At 66.0% G+C, this 22,524-nt stretch carries 20 protein-coding genes and 2 pseudogenes; 14 read left to right on the top strand and 8 right to left on the bottom strand.

The window, feature by feature from the left end; all coding sequences use genetic code 11:
• Positions 1–9: 9 nt before the first annotated feature.
• Positions 10–714 (bottom strand): TVP38/TMEM64 family protein, encoded by a 705-nt coding sequence (locus NOF53_RS04805; RefSeq protein ID WP_255965998.1) that lies wholly within the window; start codon positions 712–714, stop codon positions 10–12.
• 340 nt (positions 715–1,054) lie between these two features.
• On the opposite strand from NOF53_RS04805, the gene mutA reads away from it, so the two are divergent.
• The 9 genes and pseudogenes from mutA (at position 1,055) to NOF53_RS04760 (ending at position 10,897) form a co-directional block, all read left to right on the top strand.
• Positions 1,055–2,971 (top strand): methylmalonyl-CoA mutase small subunit, encoded by a 1,917-nt coding sequence (gene mutA / locus NOF53_RS04800; RefSeq protein WP_255965997.1) that lies wholly within the window; start codon positions 1,055–1,057, stop codon positions 2,969–2,971.
• A complete protein-coding gene (gene scpA / locus NOF53_RS04795; RefSeq protein WP_255965995.1) occupies positions 2,968–5,232 on the top strand; it encodes a methylmalonyl-CoA mutase in 2,265 nt (754 codons plus the stop codon). The genes mutA and scpA overlap by 4 nt, the downstream gene beginning before the upstream one ends.
• Position 5,233: 1 nt before the next feature.
• Positions 5,234–6,238 carry a methylmalonyl Co-A mutase-associated GTPase MeaB gene (meaB, locus tag NOF53_RS04790; RefSeq protein WP_255965993.1) on the top strand — a complete coding sequence of 335 codons (1,005 nt, stop codon included), beginning with the start codon at positions 5,234–5,236 and terminating at the stop codon, positions 6,236–6,238.
• Positions 6,239–6,335: 97 nt separating this feature from the next.
• Positions 6,336–6,743, top strand: a complete 408-nt coding sequence (locus tag NOF53_RS04785; RefSeq protein ID WP_255966257.1) for a YciI family protein — start codon at positions 6,336–6,338, stop codon at positions 6,741–6,743.
• A 7-nt stretch (positions 6,744–6,750) separates the two neighbouring features.
• Positions 6,751–7,740: pseudogene (locus NOF53_RS04780) on the top strand (RNA polymerase sigma factor).
• Between the two features lie 177 nt (positions 7,741–7,917).
• A complete protein-coding gene (locus NOF53_RS04775; protein ID WP_255965992.1) occupies positions 7,918–8,526 on the top strand; it encodes a TetR/AcrR family transcriptional regulator in 609 nt (202 codons plus the stop codon).
• Entirely contained in the window at positions 8,523–9,113 is a 591-nt protein-coding gene (locus tag NOF53_RS04770; RefSeq protein WP_255965990.1) for a GNAT family N-acetyltransferase, read from the top strand. The genes NOF53_RS04775 and NOF53_RS04770 overlap by 4 nt, the downstream gene beginning before the upstream one ends.
• A gap of 289 nt (positions 9,114–9,402) precedes the next feature.
• A complete protein-coding gene (locus NOF53_RS04765; protein WP_255965989.1) occupies positions 9,403–9,978 on the top strand; it encodes a dihydrofolate reductase family protein in 576 nt (191 codons plus the stop codon).
• A 223-nt stretch (positions 9,979–10,201) separates the two neighbouring features.
• Positions 10,202–10,897: a hypothetical protein gene (locus tag NOF53_RS04760; RefSeq protein WP_255965987.1), complete on the top strand. Its 696-nt coding sequence runs from the start codon at positions 10,202–10,204 to the stop codon at positions 10,895–10,897.
• Between the two features lie 226 nt (positions 10,898–11,123).
• Here the strand turns inward: NOF53_RS04760 and NOF53_RS04755 are convergent.
• Positions 11,124–11,744 (bottom strand): annotated as a pseudogene (locus NOF53_RS04755) (class I SAM-dependent methyltransferase); the annotation flags it as partial.
• Between the two features lie 570 nt (positions 11,745–12,314).
• Here NOF53_RS04755 and rox point away from each other — a divergent pair.
• A complete protein-coding gene (gene rox, locus NOF53_RS04750) occupies positions 12,315–13,742 on the top strand; it encodes a rifampin monooxygenase (RefSeq protein ID WP_255965986.1) in 1,428 nt (475 codons plus the stop codon).
• A 235-nt stretch (positions 13,743–13,977) separates the two neighbouring features.
• Here rox and NOF53_RS04745 read toward each other — a convergent pair whose 3' ends face one another.
• Positions 13,978–14,748 carry a MerR family transcriptional regulator gene (locus tag NOF53_RS04745; RefSeq protein ID WP_255965984.1) on the bottom strand — a complete coding sequence of 257 codons (771 nt, stop codon included), beginning with the start codon at positions 14,746–14,748 and terminating at the stop codon, positions 13,978–13,980.
• 27 nt (positions 14,749–14,775) lie between these two features.
• The gene (locus NOF53_RS04740; protein WP_255965982.1) at positions 14,776–15,354 is read right to left on the bottom strand and encodes a DUF6194 family protein; all 579 of its coding nucleotides are present in this window, start codon (positions 15,352–15,354) and stop codon (positions 14,776–14,778) included.
• 164 nt (positions 15,355–15,518) lie between these two features.
• Here NOF53_RS04740 and NOF53_RS04735 point away from each other — a divergent pair, with 164 nt between their 5' ends.
• The 4 genes from NOF53_RS04735 (at position 15,519) to NOF53_RS04720 (ending at position 18,511) form a co-directional block, all read left to right on the top strand.
• Positions 15,519–15,917, top strand: a complete 399-nt coding sequence (locus tag NOF53_RS04735) for a DUF2834 domain-containing protein (RefSeq protein WP_255965980.1) — start codon at positions 15,519–15,521, stop codon at positions 15,915–15,917.
• 114 nt (positions 15,918–16,031) lie between these two features.
• A complete protein-coding gene (locus NOF53_RS04730) occupies positions 16,032–16,895 on the top strand; it encodes a metal ABC transporter substrate-binding protein (RefSeq protein ID WP_255966256.1) in 864 nt (287 codons plus the stop codon).
• Positions 16,892–17,629 (top strand): metal ABC transporter ATP-binding protein, encoded by a 738-nt coding sequence (locus NOF53_RS04725; RefSeq protein WP_255965979.1) that lies wholly within the window; start codon positions 16,892–16,894, stop codon positions 17,627–17,629. Before NOF53_RS04730 ends, NOF53_RS04725 begins: the two co-directional genes overlap by 4 nt.
• Before the next feature lie 6 nt (positions 17,630–17,635).
• Complete coding sequence (locus NOF53_RS04720; protein WP_255965977.1) at positions 17,636–18,511, top strand: metal ABC transporter permease; 876 nt, start codon at positions 17,636–17,638, stop codon at positions 18,509–18,511.
• 157 nt (positions 18,512–18,668) lie between these two features.
• Here NOF53_RS04720 and NOF53_RS04715 read toward each other — a convergent pair whose 3' ends face one another.
• The 4 genes from NOF53_RS04715 to NOF53_RS04700 form a co-directional block, all read right to left on the bottom strand.
• Entirely contained in the window at positions 18,669–19,706 is a 1,038-nt protein-coding gene (locus NOF53_RS04715) for a nucleoside hydrolase (protein ID WP_255965975.1), read from the bottom strand.
• Positions 19,703–20,173, bottom strand: coding sequence for an OsmC family protein (locus NOF53_RS04710; protein ID WP_255965973.1), 471 nt, complete (start codon positions 20,171–20,173; stop codon positions 19,703–19,705). Before NOF53_RS04710 ends, NOF53_RS04715 begins: the two co-directional genes overlap by 4 nt.
• Before the next feature lie 61 nt (positions 20,174–20,234).
• Positions 20,235–21,536: a CoA transferase gene (locus tag NOF53_RS04705; RefSeq protein ID WP_255966255.1), complete on the bottom strand. Its 1,302-nt coding sequence runs from the start codon at positions 21,534–21,536 to the stop codon at positions 20,235–20,237.
• A gap of 77 nt (positions 21,537–21,613) precedes the next feature.
• Complete coding sequence (locus NOF53_RS04700; protein ID WP_255965971.1) at positions 21,614–22,522, bottom strand: 3-methyladenine DNA glycosylase; 909 nt, start codon at positions 22,520–22,522, stop codon at positions 21,614–21,616.
• Positions 22,523–22,524 lie beyond the last annotated feature (2 nt).

Raw genomic sequence — 22,524 nt, 5'->3', positions numbered from 1 at the left:
ATCTGGATTTCAAGGTTGGGGAATTGACTTGCTCTCGACCGGTAACTCCGCCGGCGAATCTTCCGCGTCCAATCGATCGAGAGGACGCCGGGAATCGACGATCAATCCGGCAATGCCGACGACGATGCAGACGCCGGAGAGCAGGAGAAGGGCGGGATTCGTCTCCCCGCTGAGGGCGTCTCCGAGGACCACGATGCCCACTGTTCCGGGGAGGACGCCCACAACCGTGGCGAGAACGTAGGGGAGAAGCCGAATGGAGGAGACGCCGCAGCAATAGTTGACCACCGAGAACGGAACAAATGCGATCAGCCGGAGTGAGCCGACGGCGAGCCACCCCCGTCGGGCAATCCGTTCGTCCACCCGGCGGATCGTCGGACTCGAGATGCGCTGCCACACGACGTCCCGGCCGATGGCGCGTACGAGGTAGAGAGCCAGCACCGCGCTGACCGTCGCGGCCGCCACCGTGATCGCGATGCCCAACCAGGGCCCGAACAACAACCCGGCACTCAAAGTGAACACTGTGCGCGGAAACGGGAACACCGTCACCAGCGCATGCACGGAGAAGAAGACCAGCGGAAAGGCCGGGCCGATCGACCGCGCCCATTCCCGGATCTGCAGAACGGACGGATGGGGCGCCAGCGTCGCGACGACCACCAGTGCAATTGCCAATACGGCGACGCCGATCACCCTGCGGTCCCCCAGGCGTCTCTTCACAGGGCACCAGGCTACCCGGCCGCACCGCACAGGGTAGTACGACGAAACCGTGAGGCAGCGCTGTTCGGTGACAATCGCGTTCAGATACAGCGTCATCCTCCTACGATGGAGGAATCACACCGGGAATCTGCCTCCTGCGATGGGCGCGGCGAGCCTGCAGAACCGCTGAGTGATGACGCCCTCGGCGACGAATAGCCCCGGCGTCATCCTCATGACCTGAGGTTATTCATCGTGTGGTGATCCTCACGATGGGAGAGGCGAGTGTGCGGCTAGCATCACACTCAACCAACATATTGATCGATCGCTCATCAGGGCCATGCAGGGAGAGGAAGCGGACACCGTGTCATTAGCTTCAGAAACCGAGGAAGCTGCGCGGGCTTACACCGACTGGCAGCGCTCCGTAGCGGGAGTCCTCGCGAAATCGCGGCGAGTCGACGCGGCAGACCTCGGTCCGGAACCCGAGAAGCTCCTCGAGACCACCACATACGACGGTGTCACCGTCGCGCCGCTGTACAGCCCCCGGGACGAGCGTCCCGAGCAGCCGCTTCCGGGAAGGTTCCCCTACATTCGGGGCGTCGACGCCACTCGGGACGTCAACTCCGGCTGGCTCGTCAGCGCCCGTTTCGGCGCGGGTGCCGACTCTGCGGACGTCAACCGGTCCATCCTCGACGCTTTGGAGAACGGGGTCAGCGCAGTCTGGCTCACCGTCGGTGAGAACGCGCTGCCGGTTCGGTCGCTGGAAACGGCGCTCGACGGAGTGCTGCTCGACCTCGCCCCGCTCACCCTCGATGCCGGTGCCGAGGTGGCAGCGGCGGCGCGAGCATTGTTCGAACTGCTCGACGCGCGTGCCGCCGCCGGGGACGGCGTCACCGATCGCGCCACGGTGCGCGTCCACCTCGGTGCGGCGCCGCTGACGAGTGCGTTCTCCGGTGTGACTGATACCGATCTCGGTGCCGCGGTTGCACTCGCCACCGAGGCGTCGGCGCGACCTGAGAGCGTGCGCGCGATCACCGTGGACGGCACCGTCTTCCACGACGCAGGCGCCTCCGACTCCGAGGAGCTCGGTGCGTCCGTCGCGGCCGGACTCGAGTACCTGCGGGCGCTCACCGCGAGCGGACTGCCGATCGGGAAGGCGTTCGGCCAGATCGACTTCCGGTTCGCTGCGACCGACGACCAGTTCCAGACCATCGCAAAGTTCCGTGCCGCCCGGTTGCTGTGGGCCCGTATCGCCCAGGTGTGCGGTGCCTCCGACTTCGGCGGTGCTCCGCAGCACGCGGTCACGTCCGCCGCGATGATGTCGCAGCGTGATCCGTGGGTGAACATGCTCCGCACAACCCTCGCCGCGTTCGGCGCCGGGGTGGGCGGTGCAGATGCGGTGACGGTGCTGCCGTTCGATGCGGCGCTGCCCGCAGGGGCACTGGGGGTCTCTCAGACCTTCGCCGACCGGATCGCCCGCAACACCCAATTGTTGCTGCTCGAGGAATCGCACCTCGGCCGTGTGCTCGACCCCGCCGCCGGATCCTGGTACGTCGAGGATCTCACTCAGCGGATCGCCGAGAAGGCGTGGGAGTTCTTCCAGCACATCGAGGCGGCCGGCGGCTATCTCGCAGGCCTCGGCGCCGGACAGATCTCCGAACGCATCAACGCGACACGGGCGCAACGAGAATCGGACATCGCGCACCGCAAGACCGCGGTCACCGGGGTCAACGAGTACCCCAACCTGGAGGAGGCACCACTGCCGCCGGATGCCACGGATTCCGGACGGGTGGCGCGGTACGCCGCCGCCTTCGAAAGGCTCCGCGACCGCTCCGACACATATCTGGCGGTCCACGGGGTCCGACCCACCGCGTTCCTGGCTCCGCTCGGCCCGGTAGCCGAGCACAACGTGCGCACCACGTTCAGCGCGAACCTGCTGGCGTCGGGCGGCATCGCCGCCGTCAACCCCGGACCCCTCACGGTCGGTGACGGCAGCATCGCGGCCGCCGCGGCACAGTCGGGGGCCGGTATCGCCGTGATCTGCGGTACCGACAAGCGGTACACCACCGAGGCCGCGGCCGCCGTGGAGGAACTGCGTGCTGCGGGTGTGGGCACGGTTCTCCTGGCGGGCCCGGAGAAGGTCGTTGCCGACGTGGACGGGGCTGCCCGCCCCGACGGATTCGTCACAGCACGCATCGATGCAGTCTCGGTCCTGTCCGATCTGCTCGACATCATCGAGAGCGCGGGGAACACCGCGGGCGACACAGGGAGCAAGAAGTGACTACTCGCGAGGTCAAGCACACGATCGGCAGCTTCGCCGATGTGCCGCTGGAAGATCCTCAGTTTCCGCACCCGGCCGCGCCGACCGCGGAACAGACGGACGAACTGATCGCCGCTGCCGCGGCGGCCAACCACTACACCCCGGAACAGGTGGTGTGGTCCACGCCTGAGGGGATAGACGTCAAGCCGGTCTACACCAAGGCCGACCGTGATGCTGCCGAGGCCGAGGGCTATCCGGTGGGCAGCTTTCCCGGTGCTGCCCCGTTCGTGCGTGGGCCGTACCCCACCATGTACGTCAATCAGCCGTGGACGATCCGCCAGTACGCGGGATTCTCGACGGCCGCCGAGTCCAACGCCTTCTACCGCCGCAACCTCGCGGCGGGGCAGAAGGGTCTGTCGGTGGCGTTCGACCTGGCCACCCACCGCGGCTACGACTCCGATCACCCGCGCGTCGCCGGTGATGTGGGGATGGCGGGTGTGGCCATCGACTCGATCCTCGACATGCGGCAACTGTTCGACCACATCCCACTCGACAGTGTCAGTGTGTCGATGACCATGAACGGTGCCGTTCTGCCGATCCTCGCGCTGTACGTGGTGGCGGCCGAGGAGCAGGGTGTCGCGCCGGAACAATTGGCCGGAACCATTCAGAACGACATTCTGAAGGAGTTCATGGTCCGCAACACCTACATCTATCCGCCGAAGCCGTCGATGCGGATCATCTCGGACATCTTCGCGTACACCAGTACGAAGATGCCCCGGTTCAACTCCATCTCCATTTCCGGATACCACATCCAGGAGGCTGGTGCCACAGCCGATCTGGAGCTGGCGTACACGCTCGCCGACGGTGTCGAGTACATCCGCGCCGGTCTGGACGCCGGTATGGAGATCGACAAGTTCGCGCCGCGGTTGTCGTTCTTCTGGGCGATCGGCATGAACTTCTTCATGGAGGTCGCCAAACTGCGGGCCGGTCGTCTCCTGTGGAGTGAACTGGTTGCCCAATTCGAGCCGAAGTCGGCGAAATCGCTGTCGCTGCGCACACATTCACAGACGTCGGGCTGGTCGCTCACCGCTCAGGACGTCTACAACAATGTGGCGCGCACCTGTGTGGAGGCGATGGCTGCCACGCAGGGGCACACCCAGTCGCTGCATACCAACGCACTCGACGAGGCGCTGGCACTGCCGACAGACTTCTCCGCCCGCATCGCCCGCAACACCCAGTTGCTGCTGCAGCAGGAATCGGGGACGGTCCGCCCGATCGACCCGTGGGGTGGCTCCCATTACGTCGAGTGGCTCACCCACGAGCTGGCGAACCGCGCGCGGGCGCACATCGCCGAGGTCGAAGAGGCCGGGGGCATGGCCCAGGCCATCAGTGAGGGAATCCCGAAGCTGCGGATCGAAGAGGCTGCGGCCCGTACGCAGGCGCGCATCGACTCCGGTCGTCAGCCGGTGATCGGTGTCAACAAGTACCGGGCCGAAGAAGACCAGAAGATCGAGGTCCTCAAGGTCGAGAACTCGAGGGTGCGCAAGGAACAGCTCGAGAAGCTCGCCCGCCTGCGAGAGGAACGCGACCCGGTCGCGGTGCAGGCGGCCCTCGCCGAGCTCACCCGCGCCGCCGCCTCCTCCGAGGGTGGCATGGCGAACAACCTGCTCGCACTCGCCATCGACGCCGCCCGTGCGCACGCCACCGTCGGCGAGATCTCCGACGCCCTCGAGGCGGTGTACGGGCGTCACCAGGCCGAGATCCGCACCATCAGCGGGGTGTACCGGGACGAGGCCGGGAAGGTGGACAACATCAGCAACGCAACGGAACTCGTCGAGAAGTTCGCCGAGGAAGAGGGGCGCCGCCCGCGTGTCCTCATCGCGAAGATGGGTCAGGACGGTCACGACCGCGGCCAAAAAGTAATCGCCACCGCCTTCGCCGACATCGGCTTCGACGTGGACGTCGGACCACTGTTCCAGACCCCGGAGGAGGTCGCGAACCAGGCGGCCGACAACGACGTCCACGTGGTCGGTGTGTCTTCGTTGGCTGCAGGTCACCTCACTTTGGTGCCTGCACTGCGGGATGCGCTGGCGGCGGTGGGGCGTCCCGACATCATGATCGTGGTCGGTGGTGTCATCCCGCCCGGCGACTTCGACGAGCTCTATCAGGCGGGCGCGGCCGCGATCTTCCCGCCCGGCACGGTGATCGCCGAGGCGGCCACCGGTCTGCTCGAGAAGCTCGCCGCCCAGCTCGGCCACGACCTGACGGGTACCCCGGAATAGCATGGGGCGCCCTCCAGTCGATATCGATGCCCTCGCCCAGGCCGTGCGCGCCAACCAGCGCGCCGGCCTGGCGAAGGCCATCACCCTGGTCGAGTCGACGCGCACCGACCACCGGGAGGCGGCGCAGCGCCTGCTCCTCGAACTGCTCCCGGAGTCGGGCAACGCGCACCGGGTCGGCATCACCGGTGTGCCCGGCGTCGGCAAGTCGACGTTCATCGACGCGCTGGGGATGTACCTGATCGGCAAGGGTCATCGGGTGGCGGTCCTCGCCGTGGATCCGTCGTCGACGCGTACCGGTGGGTCGATCCTCGGCGACAAGACCCGCATGGCGCGGCTGACCGTGGAGAAGGACGCCTATATCCGGCCGTCCCCGACCTCGGGCACCCTCGGCGGTGTCGCGAAGGCGACCCGCGAGACCATCGTGCTGCTCGAGGCGGCCGGCTTCGATGTCATCCTCGTCGAAACGGTCGGGGTCGGGCAGTCGGAGGTGACGGTCGCGAACATGGTCGACTGCTTCTGTTTCCTCACCCTCGCCCGGACCGGTGACCAGTTGCAGGGCATCAAGAAGGGCGTCCTCGAGCTCGCCGACCTCGTCGCGGTCAACAAGGCCGACGGCAAGCACGAACGCGAGGCGAAGGGTGCTGCGCGGGAACTGGCGGGCGCACTGCGATTGATCTACCACCACGACGCCATCTGGAAGCCACCCGTCATCACGATGAGTGGTCTCGAAGGTATCGGGCTCGAGGAGTTCTGGGACACCGTCCAGCATCACCGTGAGGTGCTCACCCGCGCAGGACGATTCGAGGAAAACCGGCGCCGACAGCAGGTCGACTGGACCTGGACCATGGTCCACGATCAGCTGCTGCGCCGACTCGCATCCAACCCGCGGGTGAAGGACATTCGCGGGCAGGTCGAACAGCAGGTCCGCGACGGTTCCCTGACGGCGGCGTTGGCCGCTGCACAGATCCTCGACGCTTTCGACGGTTCCGACGACTCCGCCGGGTGATCGAACCGAGTGCGCCACTGTCCGCAGTACCCACTATGGGTGTCCTGATGTTGCGTTCACATGCGGAAGTGTCCTCGAGAGCAACGAAGAGGACATGATGGCCAAGTACCTGCTGCTCAAGCATTACCGCGGCGCGCCGGCATCGGTTAACGACGTGCCGATGGACCAGTGGACGCCGGAGGAGATCTCGGCCCACGTGCAGTACATGAGTGATTTCGCGGCCCGGCTCGAAGGCACAGGTGAGTTCGTCGACAGTCAAGCGCTGTCCCCGGAGGGGACGTTCGTCCGTTCCGACGGCGAGGGGCGACCGCCGGTGACCGACGGTCCTTTCGCGGAGACCAAGGACGTGATCGCCGGCTGGATGGTGATCGACGTCGAGAGTTCTGAGCGGGCGCTCGAGCTGACCGGCGAGTTGTCCGCGGCTCCAGGTGCGGGTGGGAAGCCGATCCACGAGTGGCTCGAGGTGCGCCCGTTCCTGACCTCGCCCCCGATCATCACGGAGTGACGCACAGGTGGATGAGACCCTGCTGCAAACCCTCACCCCCGCTGTGATAGGGGTCCTCGTCCGCCGCGGAGCCGACTTCGCGGCGGCCGAGGACGCGGTGCAGGACGCCCTGGTCGAAGCGGTGCGCGTGTGGCCGGATGGTCTGCCGCGGGACACCAAGGGCTGGTTGGTCGCCGTGGCCTCGCGTAAGTAGACGCTGCGCGCGGTCGGTGGTCTGACCACGAGGCAGATCGCGCAGGCCTATCTGGTGCCCGAGACAACCATGGCCCAACGCATCAGCCGGGCCAAGCGGACCGTCTCGGGCGTCCGGTTCGACCAACTCGGTGACGTAGCCACCGTCCTGCGCGTGCTCTATCTCGTCTTCAACGAGGGATATGGCGGCAGTATCGATCTCGCCGCCGAGGCGATCCGGCTCACCCGCCAGCTGGCGGCCGTGACCAACCATGAGGAGGTGGCGGGCCTGCTCGCGCTCATGCTGCTCCACCACGCCCGGCGCCCGGCGCGGAACCGCTCGGACGGCAGCCTCGTTCCTCTCGCCGAGCAGGACCGCAGCCTGTGGGACACCTGCCTGATCGCCGAGGGCGTCGACGTGCTCCAGGCGACCCTCATCCGCGACCGACTGGGGGAGTTCCAGGCCCAGGCCGCCATCGCCGCGCTTCACGCCGACGCCCGCACGGCCGAGGAGACCGACTGGGTGCAGATCGTCGAGTGGTACGACGAACTGCTGCGACTGACCGATAGCCCGGTGGCCCGCCTCAACCGGGCCGTCGCAGTCGGCGAGGCCGACGGCCCGCGAGCCGGTCTCGCCGCCCTGGAAGGGATCGACCCCGCTCTGCCCCGCCACGCCGCCGCCGCGGCGTATTTGCACGAACGTGACGGTGACCCAGTGATTGCGGCACGGCTCTACACCGAAGCCGCCCGATCAGCACCGAACCTTCCAGAACGCGACCACCTGACGCGCCAAGCAGCGCGGCTCAACGCGAGGCTCCGTCGATGAGGGGCGGTTCGCAGGGGCAGGCATGCGCCCAACCGATTCCGACCATCTGCACAGCCTGCTAGCTGGTCCGAGCGCCCGGGGTCTGACCGGAGTCAGCGGCGTGATTCGTGGCGGTGCCCGGCCGCTCGAATTATCTTGATAGAATGAACAGATGTTCACTACATCGATGGGAAAAGCGTGGCACGCACCGCCGAGCAAAACGCGGCCCTGACCGCGGCAACACGGAGCGCGGTTCAGACCGCGGCCGTGCGCGTCTTTGCCCGTCACGGGTACGCCGCATCGGCCATCCGCGACATCGCGCTCGAAGCCGGCGTCAGCATCGGCACGATCTACCGTCACTATCCGACCAAAGACGCGGTGTACGGCGAGCTGCTGGACCAGGCGCTGACCGGCCTCATCGCCCTCACCGAGGAATTGTCGGGTCCAGGGCGTCCGATCGAGGTGATCCGCGGTTTCACCGCTCACTATCTGTCCGATCTCACCGCCGACGATGGTGCCGCAGAATTCTTGGTCGTCATCAATCAGGCTGTAACCGCCGGTGTTCCGGCCGCAGAATCCGTCCGAGTTCTCGACGCCCACCGCTCGATGTGGCGCGCCTTCGAGACGCTGATTCGTCGAGGCCAGGAAGTCGACGAGTTCGGTTGCGGTGAGCCGGCTCAGCTCACGACCTGCTACTTCGCGATGCTCGGCGGACTCACCTCGCTCCGGCTTCGTTTCGGCGCCGATTTCACGACTCCGGACATCGATGTCGTGCTCAGACTGCTCACGGAAGGACGGACGGCATGATCGAGGTCAAACGTGGTAACGAGCTGGGCGAGGGCTACCGCAGGCAGATCACCGAGGTGCTGGTCCGTGGCTTCGCCGAGGATTTCACTTTCTTCTCCTCCGACCCGGCGCAGCTGACCACCGCGTTCGAGCACATGCTCCTCATGGAACGTTTTGTCGTGGCCCTGGCCGAGGGTGAGCCTGCGGCCATCGCGTCGGTCACCTCCGGCGATCAGGAGTGCTTCGCACCGCGGTTGCCGGAGTTCCGTCGCCATCTCGGGCTCCTGCGCGGGACCATCAGCTACCTGGTGGTGCGCTCGCAGTTCCTCGGCGTGCCCGACCAGGCACGCGACGGTCTGGCCGAGATCGGCTTCGTCACGACCGCCCCCGCCCACCAGAGGCGGGGATTGGGTAACGCACTGATGCAGTACATCGTCGGGCTTCCCGGCTACGACGAGTTCATCCTGCGCGACATCAAGGACACCAACGCGCCCGCGCTCGGTCTCTACCGCAAGTTCGGATTTACCGAGTATCGGCGACGTCCCGTCCGCTTCGCGCGTCGCGCTGGTTTCAGTCAATACCTGTCGCTCATCCTCAAAGGGGCATAGACCCGCGCCCGTGCGATCACTGATCGATCACCGCGAACGTTCTCACAATGGCCACGATCAAGGGGCTGACCGGCAGCGACCATTGTGGCGACGCGATGGATGTCTTGCACTCCGCCCAGGTGCTCGCGACGTGACGTGGGCGTCGCGATCGGCCTCAGGACACGAAGGCGTCGTTGTAAGGGGTGGTGAGGATGGCAGTCAAGTCAGTGAGCGCATCGGTCGCGATGAGTCTCGGTGTGGTTCCCAGTCAGTACCCATACCGACCAAAACTGCACTCGAGGAGAACGACATGACCGCGACCTACACCTTCGACGTTTTTTCCAGCCTCGACGGCTACGGCGCCGCAAGCGCCAACTGGACCGGCTACTGGGGTAAGCAAGGCCCCGAGTTGCTCGACCACCGCCTTGCCTTGTACGGCGCGGAGCAGCGAATGGTCCTCGGGGCCAACACGTATCGGGTATTCGCGCATATGCTGGCCTCGAGCACCGAGGAGTCAGAAGTGCGTGACCCATGGGTCACTCGGATGAGAAGCCTGCCGGCAACGGTGGTGTCGTCGACGCTGGAAGGACCCCTCGACTGGCCGAACGCGACCGTCGTGAGCGGTGACGCCGTCGACATCGTCGCCCGGCTCAAGGAGGAGTCCGAGGTGCCGTTGCGCTCGCACGGCAGCCTGTCGTTGAACCGGGCGCTGATGGCCGCCGGCCTAGTCGACCGCGTGCAGGTGACGCTCTTCCCTGTCATCACCGCTCAGACCGGGCTGGACCCGATCTTTCAGGGTGGGGCCGACTTCGACCTGGAGCTGGTCGAGAACCGGACGCTCGACGGTCACATCCAAGAGCTCATCTATCGACCCACCCTCCATTGACCTGTGCGAATTCGAAGAGGATCCGTCATGCCTGCATCCATCCATGGACCCCTGGGCTTCCTGGCGAGAATGCCGACCGGAACACGCTGTCTAGTTGACGAATCCAAGATCGGTCACCGGATTCCCACCAAGACGCGCTTGAACGGCGCACACTTTCGGGCCCGACCGCTGATACGGTTGCCTGCCGCGGTCGGCACCTCGGCCCGCAACCGGGAGGTAACGTATGCCGAGGAAATGGGCTGCCATGCTGGCCGTTATCGGGCTGCTGGGCGCCGCGGGTTGCGGGGCGCAAGAAGCTCCCGCCGACGAGCGAGTCTCCCGAGCGAGCCTGCTGCCGGAGACAGCGGACCTGCCCGAGGGCGCTCAGATCGATAGCCTCGATGACGAGGAGCAGATGGTTCTCAGCATCAAACTCGACGCCCCGAGCAGCGGGCTAGGGTTGGAAGACACCCGCACCTTCGACCCGCCGGAGTGCGACGAACAGAACCGATACGCCGACAATGCTCGCATCAGTCTGATCCAGGACGGCTCCGCTGACGTCGCAATCTTCGATGGTGAACGTGGGTACGTCATGCTGGTCAGCGAGACCGACATGGATGTGTCCCGGGTGGCGGACGCGCACACCGGATCGTGTTCGACCTACACACTCGCATCGACCAGCAAGGTACACACGTACCGAGGGACAGTTCGGACCGAGCGACTCGATCTTCCTCAGGCTCTCGGGTCGGAAGACGCGGTCATCCTGTCCGAGGTCACGGACCCCGACAACCCGGACTGGATCAACGACGAAGTCCTGCTCGGCTACGCAGCACTCAACGGATACACCGTGATGGTTCTCGGATACCAGGGCACGGAATATGAGGCCGAGTTCGACGGAGTCTTCACCGGGGTCGTAGAGAAGGTTCGACACCTCACCTGAACCAGCTCGGTACACCGATCGGGGATGAACTGACCCGGTCGGTGCGCCGATATCGATCATCCGCGCGGTCAGGCTCTCATTGCACCTTGTTGAAGGCCATCGTCGGGTCGGGTTCGATTTCGACCCGGAAGTTTACGGGCGGACCGCCAACAGAGCGGTGCGACGATCCTCGCGCACCGACCGCCGCGTAGTGAATCGGCGGGGGTGCCCGGAAGCCGATCCCTCGAGTGCTCTGCCGGCGTGCGGTGATTGCGCCGTGAGGCCTGTGGTCGCTCCCCGTTCGTGTATGTGTCTCGATCACCTCGAATCCGGCCGTGACCAGCTTCTGGCTGAGTTCAGCCACCGGCCATCGATAGGCAGTAGTGACGGCATGGTCGAAAGTCCCTACGGTTGCTCCTTCGAAGAAGCCCACCAACAACCCTCCGCCCGGCCGAATCACGCGCGCGAACTCGACGAGGGGAGTCTGGATGTCCTGCGGATTGTGGTGAATGAGCGAGTACCAGGACAGCACGCCACCCAGTGATTCTGTCGCGGTGTCTAATGCCTCGAAGCCGCCGACGTCGAAGGAGAGGCCCGGATACTGCATACGAGCTCGTTCAACGAATTCGGGAACCAGATCAACCCCGCTCACAGCTGATCCGCACTCGGCCAGGAAGTTTGTCCACTGCCCCGGACCACACCCTGCGTCAAGGAGTGGACCTGTCAGGGAGGAGGCCCAGCTGCTCACCAGGGCCCGATCGGATGGGTGTGTCGAAGCCACGGAGCCAAAGAGATCCGTGTACTCCCGAGATCTGGCCGAGTATGACTCTCGGATGGTGTCGCCGGGTTGGGCGCTCGTGTTCTCCATGCCGTCAATGATCGTCGATGGCGGTCTCCAACCGAAGCCGTTCACCGAGGGGCCCTGAGCGACTGATCGTGGCGTACTCCCTTCTTTCGCGATGAGGTGAGATGGATGCGTATCGGGTGACCCCTGGCAGATGAACGCACGATTCGGTGGAAATAGCGGCCGGCGCGATTTCGCATGCCTCGTCACGGCGCAGTCGACTGCTGATCCGCTGTAAGACAGCACAGCACGACACGATGCTTAGGCTCAATCGACAACTCGCACAACGGCTCTGGAGAGAACGGGGAACGCGAACCGGGCGGCTCCCCGCCGTGATGGCCGCTTGACGGTGGTGTGCGGTGGGGCGCCCTCGCCCTGATGGGCGCGAGGTCATGTCGGCCGAGGAGGTTCGTTCACTCCCTGCCACTCTCAACATATAGCGCACTAGGGGCCTTGCGGCAAGACCCGGGTCGTGCTGCAGAATCTCCGGTCCAGCCCACAACCTGCGGAAATCGCAAAGTCGTTGCGCTCTGTCGACGTGCGCGCGGACTGACGGAGCAGCCGGCCGCAATGGAACTGTGAAGGGGGATCTTCATGATTGACGTGATTGTTGCCGGAGGCGAACCGACCGGCTTGATGCTGGCCTGCGAATTGCGGCTCCACGGCGTGCACGTGCTCGTGCTGGAGAAGAAGGCCGAGCCGACCAGGCAGGTTCGGTCGCTCGGCCTGCACGTGCGCAGCATTGAGGTGATGGACCAGCGCGGTCTGCTGGAGCGGTTCCTCGCGCTCGGCAAGCCGCACCCGGTCGGCGGTTTCTTCGCCGGCATCACCAAGCCCCGGCCGGAGGGGCTGGACACCGCACACCCGTACATCCTCGGCATCCCGCAGCCCGACACCGAGCGCCTGCTGGCCGAGCACGCCACCGAGCTCGGCGCGACGATCCGGCGCGGCTGCGAATTGGTCGGGCTGAGCCAAAACGAGGACGGGGTGACCGCGCTGCTGGCCGACGGCACGCAGCTGCGCTCACGCTACCTCGCCGGTTGCGACGGCGGCCGCAGTACGGTGCGCACGCTGCTCGGCGTCGGTTTCCCCGGCGAGCCCACCCGGGTCGAGTCGCTGCTGGGCGAGATGGAGGTGGCCGCACCGCCGCAGACGCTGGCAGCCGTGGTGGCTGAGGTCCGCAAGACCCACAAGGGGTTCGGTGCCGGGTCCTCCGGGGACGGGGTGTACCGCATCGTCGTGCCCGCCGAGGGGGTGGCCGCAGACCGGTCGGTCCCGCCGACCCTCGAGGAGTTCAAGCAACAGCTGCGGGTGTTCGCCGGCACAGACTTCGGCGTGCACTCACCGCGATGGCTGTCCCGCTTCGGCGACGCCACCCGGCTGGCCGAGCGCTACCGAGTCGGCCGGGTGCTGCTGGCCGGCGACGCGGCGCACGTTCACCCACCGGTGGGCGGACAGGGCCTCAACCTCGGCGTCCAGGACGCGTTCAATCTGGGCTGGAAACTGGCCGCCCAAGTGGGCGGCTGGGCACCGGAGGGGCTGCTGGACAGCTACCACACCGAACGGCACCCGGTAGCCGCCGACGTGCTGAACAACACCCGCGTGCAGTCCGAGCTGATGTCCACCGAGCCGGGTCCCCGGTCCGTGCGACGGCTGCTGTCGGAACTGATGGACTTCGAGGACGTGAACCGGCACCTGACCGAGAAGATCACCGCGATCGAGGTCCACTACGACCTCGGCGAGGGGCACGAGCTGCTCGGCCGGCGGCTGCGGAACATCGGGTTGAAACGGGGGCGCCTCTACGAGCTCATGCACGGCGGCCGCGGACTGCTGCTCGACCAGACCGGCGGGCTCTCGGTGGCGGGGTGGGCGGACCGGATCGACCACGTCGTCGACGGCAGCGACGAACTGGACGTGCCCGCCGTGCTGCTGCGGCCGGACGGCCACGTGGCGTGGGTAGGTGACGATCAGCAAGAGCTGCTCGGTTTCCTGCCCAAGTGGTTCGGCGCTGCCGCCCACTGAGCGCCGAACACCGCGGTCTGCAGCGACACCCCGGTTCGATTTGGTTGTGAGCGCACCTGTATGCAGATGGCGCGGAGTCATGCACAATGGCGACGTCCGGATAGTGGATTCGAGCAGGGGGTGTCGACGATGTGGGAATTGCCTGTCGAAGGTGGGATTCCGTGGTTGGTCTGGATCATCGACCTGCTGGTCAATGGTTCCTGACCAGCTGAGATAACTGGCGGTTCATGGGGCTTCAGCTGGAACCGTCGGCGTGAGCAGCGTTAGCCAGGATCGCGTCGTGTACATACTGCGCGAATCCTGGCGCCATCTCGTTCCACTCCGCGGCCGCCACCGGGTCGGAGATGTAGAGGGCAGCCACTTGCCGATGCTGCCGGTGGCTGCACTCGAAGAACCACCGTGCGATGTGAGCGCGGTGGTTCTCGGCGGCCTGCATTGCGACCGTGCCGGTGGCAGGCTCATCCGCGGCTATCGCGTCGACGAATTCCTGGATGTTGGCGTCGGCTTCCGCCTTGATTGTTACCCAATCGTCCTTGGTGTAGGCGACGGTTCGCCGATGTAGATCCGGGTTCTGATCCGACTCGGCCCACCGATGCTCGACGTCATGCAAGCGTTCACCGAAACTGTCGGTGTTGAAGATGTCGAGCTGCTCTTCCGGCGAGAGCGCCACACCCATTCGTCGGGCGTGCATTTCCTTTTGGATGGCTTCGAGTAATTCCTCGGTGCGTGCCTGACGCTGCCGCAGAAGTCGGTGCTGTCGGCGTAGGTGGTCATCGACACGGGCGTGGGGCTCGGCCAGAATTTCGGAGATATCGTCGAGTCCGAATTCCAACTCTCGATAGAAGAGTATGTGCCGCAAGCGCTGGACGTCGTCGGGGGAGTACAAGCGGTGGTTGGCCGCGCTGCGCCTGTGCGGTCGCAACAAGCCGATGCTGTCGTAGTGGTGCAGGGTGCGTACGGAAACGCCCGACAGCCTCGCCAGTTCCCCAACTGTGTACCCGTCCACCTTGGGATCATGCATCGTGGCGGCGCATCAGGGGCGGAACTCGGATGGAGACGGTGTCCATGATCGAGGTTGGGTCAGCGGGCCGTTGTCGGCGTTCTTCGTGCGCCTCGGCCGTGTGTGTCTCGCCCTCGCTCGGGCGTGGGCGTCGGTGAGCAAACCCCGCACGTGGCGAGCGGTCATCACTCCCGGATTCAGCATCGACACCCACGATTGCGTTGCGTAGTTCGGGTGTGGGAGCAGTTGGTCCAGTGCGCTGTAGTCGATGCCGCCGCTGTGTTCCGCATGCTCGGCCGGTACGAAGCCGAGTAGTTCACGGAATCGGTCACGACCGACGGAGATATTGAGGCGAAATATGCCGTCCCGGTGCAGCTTCGAGGAGGTATCCCAACCCTCGACGTCGTTCGTCACAATGGTGGCGAACGGGAACCGCTGATCCGCAGGCGGGTCGCGATCCGGATTGTAGGAAAAGAACGTGTCTCCCCAGGAACTCGGGGGAGCGCCGCCCTCTTCACTTGCCGTCACGACCGTGACCCCCGGCAGTTCGAGGGCCACAGCAACAATGTCTTCCTGCGTCAGAGCTGATATTTCCTCGTCGTGCGCGGTCATGCAGGCCACCGTAGAACCTCACGCTACGTCAGGTGCAACCCCGAGCAGTTCACTCTCGAACGGAGATCCGAGGAGCCGCTGTCCCACGCGAAGTGCTACATGCCTCGGTATGCCTTTGCCCCGACCTGTGCATCCGTGGCCCGACTTGCTTCAGACTGAACGCCATGCGCGCCTTCTACCTTCTTGCAACGATTGTCGGGTCTGTGGTGCCGTGGCTGTTCTTCGCGGCGTACTTCCGATCCGAGGGTGCCGATCCGATCGATCTGCCGGCCGCTCTGTTCCCGAACGGCGCGGCCGGCGGCTTCACCGCCGATGTCCTCATCTCCATCGTGGTCTTCCTCGTGTGGTCGTTCGTCGACGCACGCAGGCATGCGATCGGATTGTGGTGGCTTGTGGTTCCGTCGAGCGTCTTGATCGGGTTGTCGAGTTCGCTTCCTCTCTACCTGCTGCTGCGAGAAACGGAAATGGTCGGGCGGCGGAGGCATTCGGCCGGAGGCGCCGACAGGGGAGTGGGACGGCCGGTACCACCGCGTACGTTCGACGGCGACGGCCCACACTTGTAGTTTCGGAAGGCCGAACATTATGATTCGACTGTGAAAACAACGGACATCAAGGCAGGCTTGCGACGACGGGCAGCCACCACTGCCGCGGCACTGACAGCTCTCGCCGCGACGCTGATGTTGTCCGGGTGCGCCGAGAGCGCCGGGTCCGCCGACGGCAAACCAGTGGTGCTCACCACCTTCACCGTTCTGGGCGATATCGCACAGAACGTCGGTGGCGAGCACCTGACTGTGGAGTCCATCACCAAGGCCGGCACGGAAATTCACGGCTACGAGCCCACACCGGGTGACATAAAGAAGGCGGCCGAGGCCGATCTGATCCTGGACAACGGGATGAACTTGGAAGCATGGTTCGCCCAATTCGTCGATGGACTGGACGTCGAACACGTGGTCGTCAGCGACGGGGTCGAGCCGATCGATATCGGCGAAGATGCCTACGCGGGCAAACCGAATCCGCACGCCTGGATGTCACCTCTGAACGTGCAGATCTACGTCGACAACATGGTCGCCGCGTTCAGTGAACTCGATTCCGAACACGCGACCGACTATCGCATCAACGGTGATGCCTACAAGGCCCGACTACAGCAGGTGCAGGACGAGCTGGTCGCCGAGTTGAGTGCGCTGCCGGTCAATGAACGGGCGTTGGTGACGTGCGAAGGAGCATTTTCGTATCTTGCGCGCGATGCGGGGTTGACCGAGAAGTACATCTGGCCGGTCAACGCCGAACAACAGGCCACCCCCCAGCAGATCGCGTCGACGATCGAGTTCGTCAAGGAAAATCGGGTTCCCGCCGTGTTCTGTGAGTCCACGGTGTCGGATGCTCCGATGCAGCGCGTGGTGGAAGCCACGAACGCCGCTTTCGGTGGAACCCTCTACGTCGACTCGCTGTCGGAGCAGGACGGGCCCGTACCGACGTACCTGGATTTGATCCGGCACGACGCGCAGACCCTGACGTCCGCATTGAACGGACAGCAATCATGACCCCCCAACCAGCCGTCGAGGTGCAGAACGTCACCGTCCACTACGGTGACGTTCTCGCCCTCGACCGGGTGTCCCTCGCCCTTCAGGCTGGACGCGTGTGCGGCCTGGTCGGTATGAACGGCTCGGGCAAATCCACCCTGTTCAAGTCGATCATGGGCACGGTCAAACCTGATTCCGGCACGGTTCGTATCAACGGCACGGCGCCGGCCATCGCACGCAAGACCGGTGTGCTGGGCTATGTTCCGCAGAGCGAAGAGGTGGACTGGGCCTTTCCACTGTCAGTGCGTGATGTGGTGATGACCGGCCGCTACGGGCGCATGGGGCTGACCCGGCGGCCCCGCAGAGCTGATCGTGAGGCCGTCGACCATGCTCTCGAACGCGTGGAACTCACCGACTTGGCGGACCGGCAGATCGGACAATTGTCCGGCGGCCAGAAAAAGCGCACGTTCGTGGCCCGGGGGATCGCCCAGGGCGCCACCATCCTCCTCCTCGACGAACCGTTCGCCGGGGTCGACAAGCGCTCCGAAGCCACCATCACCACATTGCTGCGTGAACTGGCCGGAGCGGGCGCGGCAATCCTGGTCTCCACCCATGACCTGCATGCGCTGCCGGCACTGGCCGACGAAGCGATACTGCTGATGCGCACGGTACTCGCGCACGGCGACCCGGCGACCGTTCTGCAACCAGCGAACCTGGCGTCAGCCTTCGGCCTCGACGTGATGACAAGGACCTGAGAATCAATGAACGTCATCGACTTCTTCGTCGACCCGCTGCGTTATGACTTCATGGTTCGCGCATTGATCACCACTCTGATCGCCGCGGTGGTCTGTGCAGTGTTGTCGTGCTGGCTGGTCCTGATCGGTTGGTCGCTGATGGGTGATGCAGTCTCGCACGCCGTCCTGCCCGGCGTCGTGCTGGCCTACATCGTCGGCGCCCCATTCGCCCTCGGTGCAGTGATCTTCGGGTTCTTGGCGGTGGCCCTGATCGGGGTGGTCCGCGACACCAGCCGGGTCAAGGAAGACGCCGCGATCGGAATCGTGTTCTCCACCCTGTTCGCCCTCGGCCTGGTGCTGGTCTCGGTGACACCGAGCCAGACCGACCTCAACCACATCATCTTCGGCAACCTTCTGGGTGTCAGCCGATCGGACCTCGTCCAGATCGCCATTCTCGGGGCGGTCGTCTTCGTCGCACTGATCGTCAAGCGCCGCGACTTCACGCTCTACGCCTTCGACCCCACCCACGCCCATGCCATCGGCCTCAACCCCCGTCTACTCGGGGCCGCCCTCCTCGGACTACTCGCTCTCACCGCAGTGGTGGCGCTCCAGGCGGTCGGCGTCATCCTGGTCGTCGCCATGCTCATCATCCCAGGATCCACCGCCTATCTGCTCACCGACAGCTTCCACCGCATGCTGATCATCGCCCCTGCGATCTCGGCCGCATGCGCCGTCATCGGGCTGTACCTGAGTTATCACATCGATACTGCCAGCGGCGGCATGGTCGTGCTGTCCCAGGGAGCAGCGTTCGCACTGGCCTACCTCTTCGCGCCCCATCAGGGAATCGTCGGGCGCCGAATCACCGCCGCCCGACGACGCCGAACTACCGCCGCCACCGCATAACAGTGGCCGGACGCAATTCGGCGGCAAACGACGGCGCAGTTCTCGGTTCGGGCGGAGGTGGTTCAGGGGAGATGCATCAGCCGTCCGGAGCACCCGCCAGCCGTCTGGGTCCGGGGGTCGAGATCGTCCACCGCCCGGTGACGGCGGAGCGACCGGGTCAGCCGACCGATTTCGCGTAGCGGCCGACCCGGTCGATGAGGTCGTCGAAGAACATGGCCGGGTCGGTGCTCACCGCGATGTCGACGTTGGGATCCCGGTTCCAGTGACCGACCCAGTCGGCGACGGTGGTGCCCCTGGTCAGGGTTCCATGAAGTTCCACGTCGACGGTGGCCGGACGTGTCCGGGCGAGGTCCGGGTTCAGCGCCACCGCCGCCGCGAACGGGTCATGCATGTGTGCGATGAAGCCCTGGTTGTGGCTGCGATGAAAATCCATGTAGAACCGGATGGCGTCCGACAGGTGACGGATCACCGGGTTGCTGGTGCGTGACCGGATGTGTGGCGCATCTTCGGGCGAGATGACCTCGGCGGGAACGCTTCCCGCCGCTTCGGCGAGTCGGCGCACATGGTCCGGTGTCATCTCGATGGTCTCGGTGATATCGAGGCCGCAGAGAACGGGTCGCCGACCCTCGGGGAGCCCGGAGAACGCGTCGAACACCTCCTTCGCGGCCTCGGGATCGACCGAGACGTTCCACTCGGTGGTCGGGGTGGTGTTGCCCGGATGGTTGTAGGCGCCGCCCATCACCACCAGCCGGTGCAGCAGCCGGGGGAGTTCGGGTTCCGCGCGGATCGCCAGCGCCAGATTGGTCAGCGGTCCGGTGACGAGTCCGGTGAGTTCACCGGGGTGCGCACGGACCAGTTCGACCCACATCGTGGTCGCGTCCCGCTGCGACAGGGACCGGCCGGAGTCGGGGAGGACGGCGTAACCGATGCCCTGCGGGCCGTGCGTGTCTTCGGTGGTGCGCAAGGGGCATTCGAGTGGCACCCGCGCCCCGAGGGCAACCTCGATGTCAGGCGCGTGGCACAGCCCGAGCCAGTTCACATTGTTGGCTGCGACCTGCTCGACGGGCACGTTCCCGGCAGTGCTCGCGATACCGAGGATTTCCGCTTCGGGACTGGCCAGCAGATACAGGAGGGCCAACGAATCGTCGATGCCTGTGTCGACGTCGACGATCAGGCGCTGCGTCGGGCCGCTCATCCGGCAACGCGGACGGTGGGGCGGTGGCTGACCGGGAAGTTGACCGACCGCGCGATGAAGCACTGGGCATGCGCCCGGCTGTGCAGCTGCCCTGCCAACTGGGTCATCGACTCCTCGGTGACGGTGACCACCGGGTGCAACACCACTTCGGTGAACTCGCCGGCGCCATCGGGATGCTCACACATCGATCCGGCCGGTTCGTCGCGGTAGTCGACGACCACGACGCCCGCCGCCGCTGCAAGGCCGAGGTACCACAGCATGTGGCACTGGGCCAGGGATGCGACCAGCAACTCCTCCGGGTTCCAACGCCCGGCGTCACCGAGGAACGACGGATCCGAGCTGCCCGCCAGATCAGGTTTGCCGGTCGCCGACACCAGGTGGTCGCGGTCGTAACTGCTCGGTCCGGTGGTTCCCGATCCCCGATTGCCCGTCCAGGTGACGGCCAGTGAGTAGTGGTGTGTCTTCACGCGTCCATAGTGCACGGCGAGGAACTGTCGCGCGGATCGTGGTCTGCACCCGCAGAACTCCTCAGGTGGATGCCGCCCACACCGCTGGGTCTTCACCCCACGGGCGGGCGGGAAAAGGGTAGTCCTCGTAGTCGGACAGTGCTGGGCGGCTGGTCACCAGATCCCCGTGCGAGACGGCGGATCCCGGGCCGGGAACCGCAACGGCCGGCGGGTCGACGGACCGGCCGGGTGCGCTCAGCAACCAGGAACCGGTGCGCGCGAGGGATACGTCGACGGTCCGTCCGCAGCCGTCGGACCGGCGCCCGGTCAGGGCGTCGACGATGCCGGCGGCGAGGAGATATCCGCTGGCGTGATCGAGGGCCTGCGCGGGCAGGGCGCCCGGTACCTCCCCGCCCTCGACAAGCGCGATACCCGATGCGGCTTGGACGATGCTGTCGAATCCCCGGCGGTCTGCCCAGGGGCCGGTGCGTCCCCATGCACTGACCCTGCCCTGCACCACATGTGCGGGCGCGTGGTCGAGGAGGGTGTCGAGGGCGCCCGGACGGTACCCGGTGACCACCACATCCGCGTCGGCACATAGTTCCTCCCACCGCTCGCGGCCCGCCACGGACGTCACATCGAGGACGGCGGATCGTTTGCCCTGCCCCGTGTCTAGGTGCTGCACCGCGATCTCGGCGAGAAACGGCGGGTCGATGCGCAACACCTCGGCTCCGAGTAGCGCCAGCGTGCGGGTGGCGACGGGTCCGGCGATCACCCGGGTCAGATCGAGAACCTTGATTCCGGTCAGTGGTGTCACCGCGGACGGCTCCCCGGACCGACGCGATGTCGGCGGGTGGCCGGTCGGGGCGTGTACGACGGTGGTGACCACACCCGAAGCCGCGGCCGCACCCTGCGGGGTGGCCGCCCACTCGTGCTCTGTGCGCACAGCGGAGGCCACGGCCTGCGCGGCGAACGCGCGTTCCTCGACCTCGGCCGAGGTGAGTTCGCGTAACCGCGTGGCCACCGTCTCCGGGTCGGCACCCTCGGGGAGATCCAGTGCCTCGAGGAGTCGCCGGCGGTGGTGCGGATAGTTGGCGTGGGTTCGCACCCAGCCGTCGGAGACTGCAAAGAAGCCGGAGAGCTCGGCGAACCCGGACACCGGTATCCCCGATATGCGCACCAGCCGGTCGCTGGAGAACGCTGCCGCAATCCGCTCGGGGTCCAGCCGCCACGACCTAGGGCCGAAACCCCAGGTCGCCGTAAATCTGTCGACGGCGGTGGCGACGGCCGCGAGCGACCCCGCCGCCAGGTCGAAGACGGGAAGTCGAGCAGCGAGGAAGGCCCCGGGGTCGGGGCATGCGATGAGGTGGGAGCCGGACGCCACGCCGACATTGCGCTCGTACTCGGTCAGCACTCGCTCGAACCCGCTCAACGAATCCCCTCCGCCTCGAACGATGAACTCTACGACAGCAACTGACGGCACCGCTCTAGCAGGCCGGTGCGCAGCGGGGTGGCCCGTTCGGCGAGCTGCTGCTGCCGGCGTACGTACTCTGCGCGCCCGGAAGGGGTTTCGATGCGCACGGGGTCGTACCCGTAACCGGAAAGGTCGTAGGGGCTGGCCTGCATGTCGAGTTCGCGTGCGGCGAGGGCGTGCTCGAAACAGTCCATGACGAGGTCCGAGTCGACGAGCGGGGCGAGCTTGTACGCCCACTTGTACACATCCATGCCCGCGTGCAGGCAACCGGGTTGTTCGCGGCGGATCTGGGAGTCGCGGTCGAGGGCGGTTTCGTTGCGGGGCGCCGCAGCGGGGGTGAAGAACCGAAAGGCGTCGTAGTGGGTGCAGCGCAGCGGCATCGACTCGACCACCGCGTCGGTGCCGTCGAACCCGAGGCGCAGCGGCACCCGCTGGTGGCGGATCGCCTCGGCGCCGCCCCGGTACACCATCGCCCATTCGTGCAGGCCGAAGCAGTTCAGTCGCGGAGTGCGGGCTTCGGTGGCCGCGAGGAGCCCGGCCACGAATTCGACAGTGCTTCGGCGATGCTCGAGCACGGCCGGGTCGACGGTGACGACGCTGTCACCGTCGACGGTCACCGACCGGTAACCGGTGTAGCGGAGGTAGTCGCCGGACCCGGGACCGGCGAGTGCCGTGCCGAACCCCGGGTGCCACCGCCGTAGCTGGTTGGGGCGAAAGCTGTAGTAGGTGAACAGGAAGTCGTGCACCGGATGGGGCGTCCCGGCCGCTTTGCGTTCCTGATAGGGCTCGACGATCCTCGCCACCCGGTCGAGGTGGCGCGTCCGCCGGGCCGTCCAGTCACCGGCCGCCAGCACCGAAGGCCCGCGACCGGTGGCCGTGTCGTTCCGCGGATGCACGC

This window comes from Rhodococcus tibetensis (assembly GCF_024438035.1).
Lineage (GTDB): Bacteria > Actinomycetota > Actinomycetes > Mycobacteriales > Mycobacteriaceae > Rhodococcus_F > Rhodococcus_F tibetensis.
The sequence above is the reverse complement of the archived record's forward strand: the minus strand, read 5'-3'. Positions and strand labels throughout refer to the sequence as shown.

Coding starts and splice junctions, on each gene's coding strand:
- meaB (WP_255965993.1), top strand. CDS start 5,234: ATGGGGCGCCCTCCAGTCGATATCGATGCCCTCGCCCAGGCCGTGCGC.
- NOF53_RS04785 (WP_255966257.1), top strand. CDS start 6,336: ATGGCCAAGTACCTGCTGCTCAAGCATTACCGCGGCGCGCCGGCATCG.
- NOF53_RS04770 (WP_255965990.1), top strand. CDS start 8,523: ATGATCGAGGTCAAACGTGGTAACGAGCTGGGCGAGGGCTACCGCAGG.
- NOF53_RS04765 (WP_255965989.1), top strand. CDS start 9,403: ATGACCGCGACCTACACCTTCGACGTTTTTTCCAGCCTCGACGGCTAC.
- NOF53_RS04760 (WP_255965987.1), top strand. CDS start 10,202: ATGCCGAGGAAATGGGCTGCCATGCTGGCCGTTATCGGGCTGCTGGGC.
- rox (WP_255965986.1), top strand. CDS start 12,315: ATGATTGACGTGATTGTTGCCGGAGGCGAACCGACCGGCTTGATGCTG.
- NOF53_RS04740 (WP_255965982.1), bottom strand. CDS start 15,354: ATGACCGCGCACGACGAGGAAATATCAGCTCTGACGCAGGAAGACATT.
- NOF53_RS04735 (WP_255965980.1), top strand. CDS start 15,519: ATGCGCGCCTTCTACCTTCTTGCAACGATTGTCGGGTCTGTGGTGCCG.
- NOF53_RS04730 (WP_255966256.1), top strand. CDS start 16,032: ATGTTGTCCGGGTGCGCCGAGAGCGCCGGGTCCGCCGACGGCAAACCA.
- NOF53_RS04725 (WP_255965979.1), top strand. CDS start 16,892: ATGACCCCCCAACCAGCCGTCGAGGTGCAGAACGTCACCGTCCACTAC.
- NOF53_RS04720 (WP_255965977.1), top strand. CDS start 17,636: ATGAACGTCATCGACTTCTTCGTCGACCCGCTGCGTTATGACTTCATG.
- NOF53_RS04715 (WP_255965975.1), bottom strand. CDS start 19,706: ATGAGCGGCCCGACGCAGCGCCTGATCGTCGACGTCGACACAGGCATC.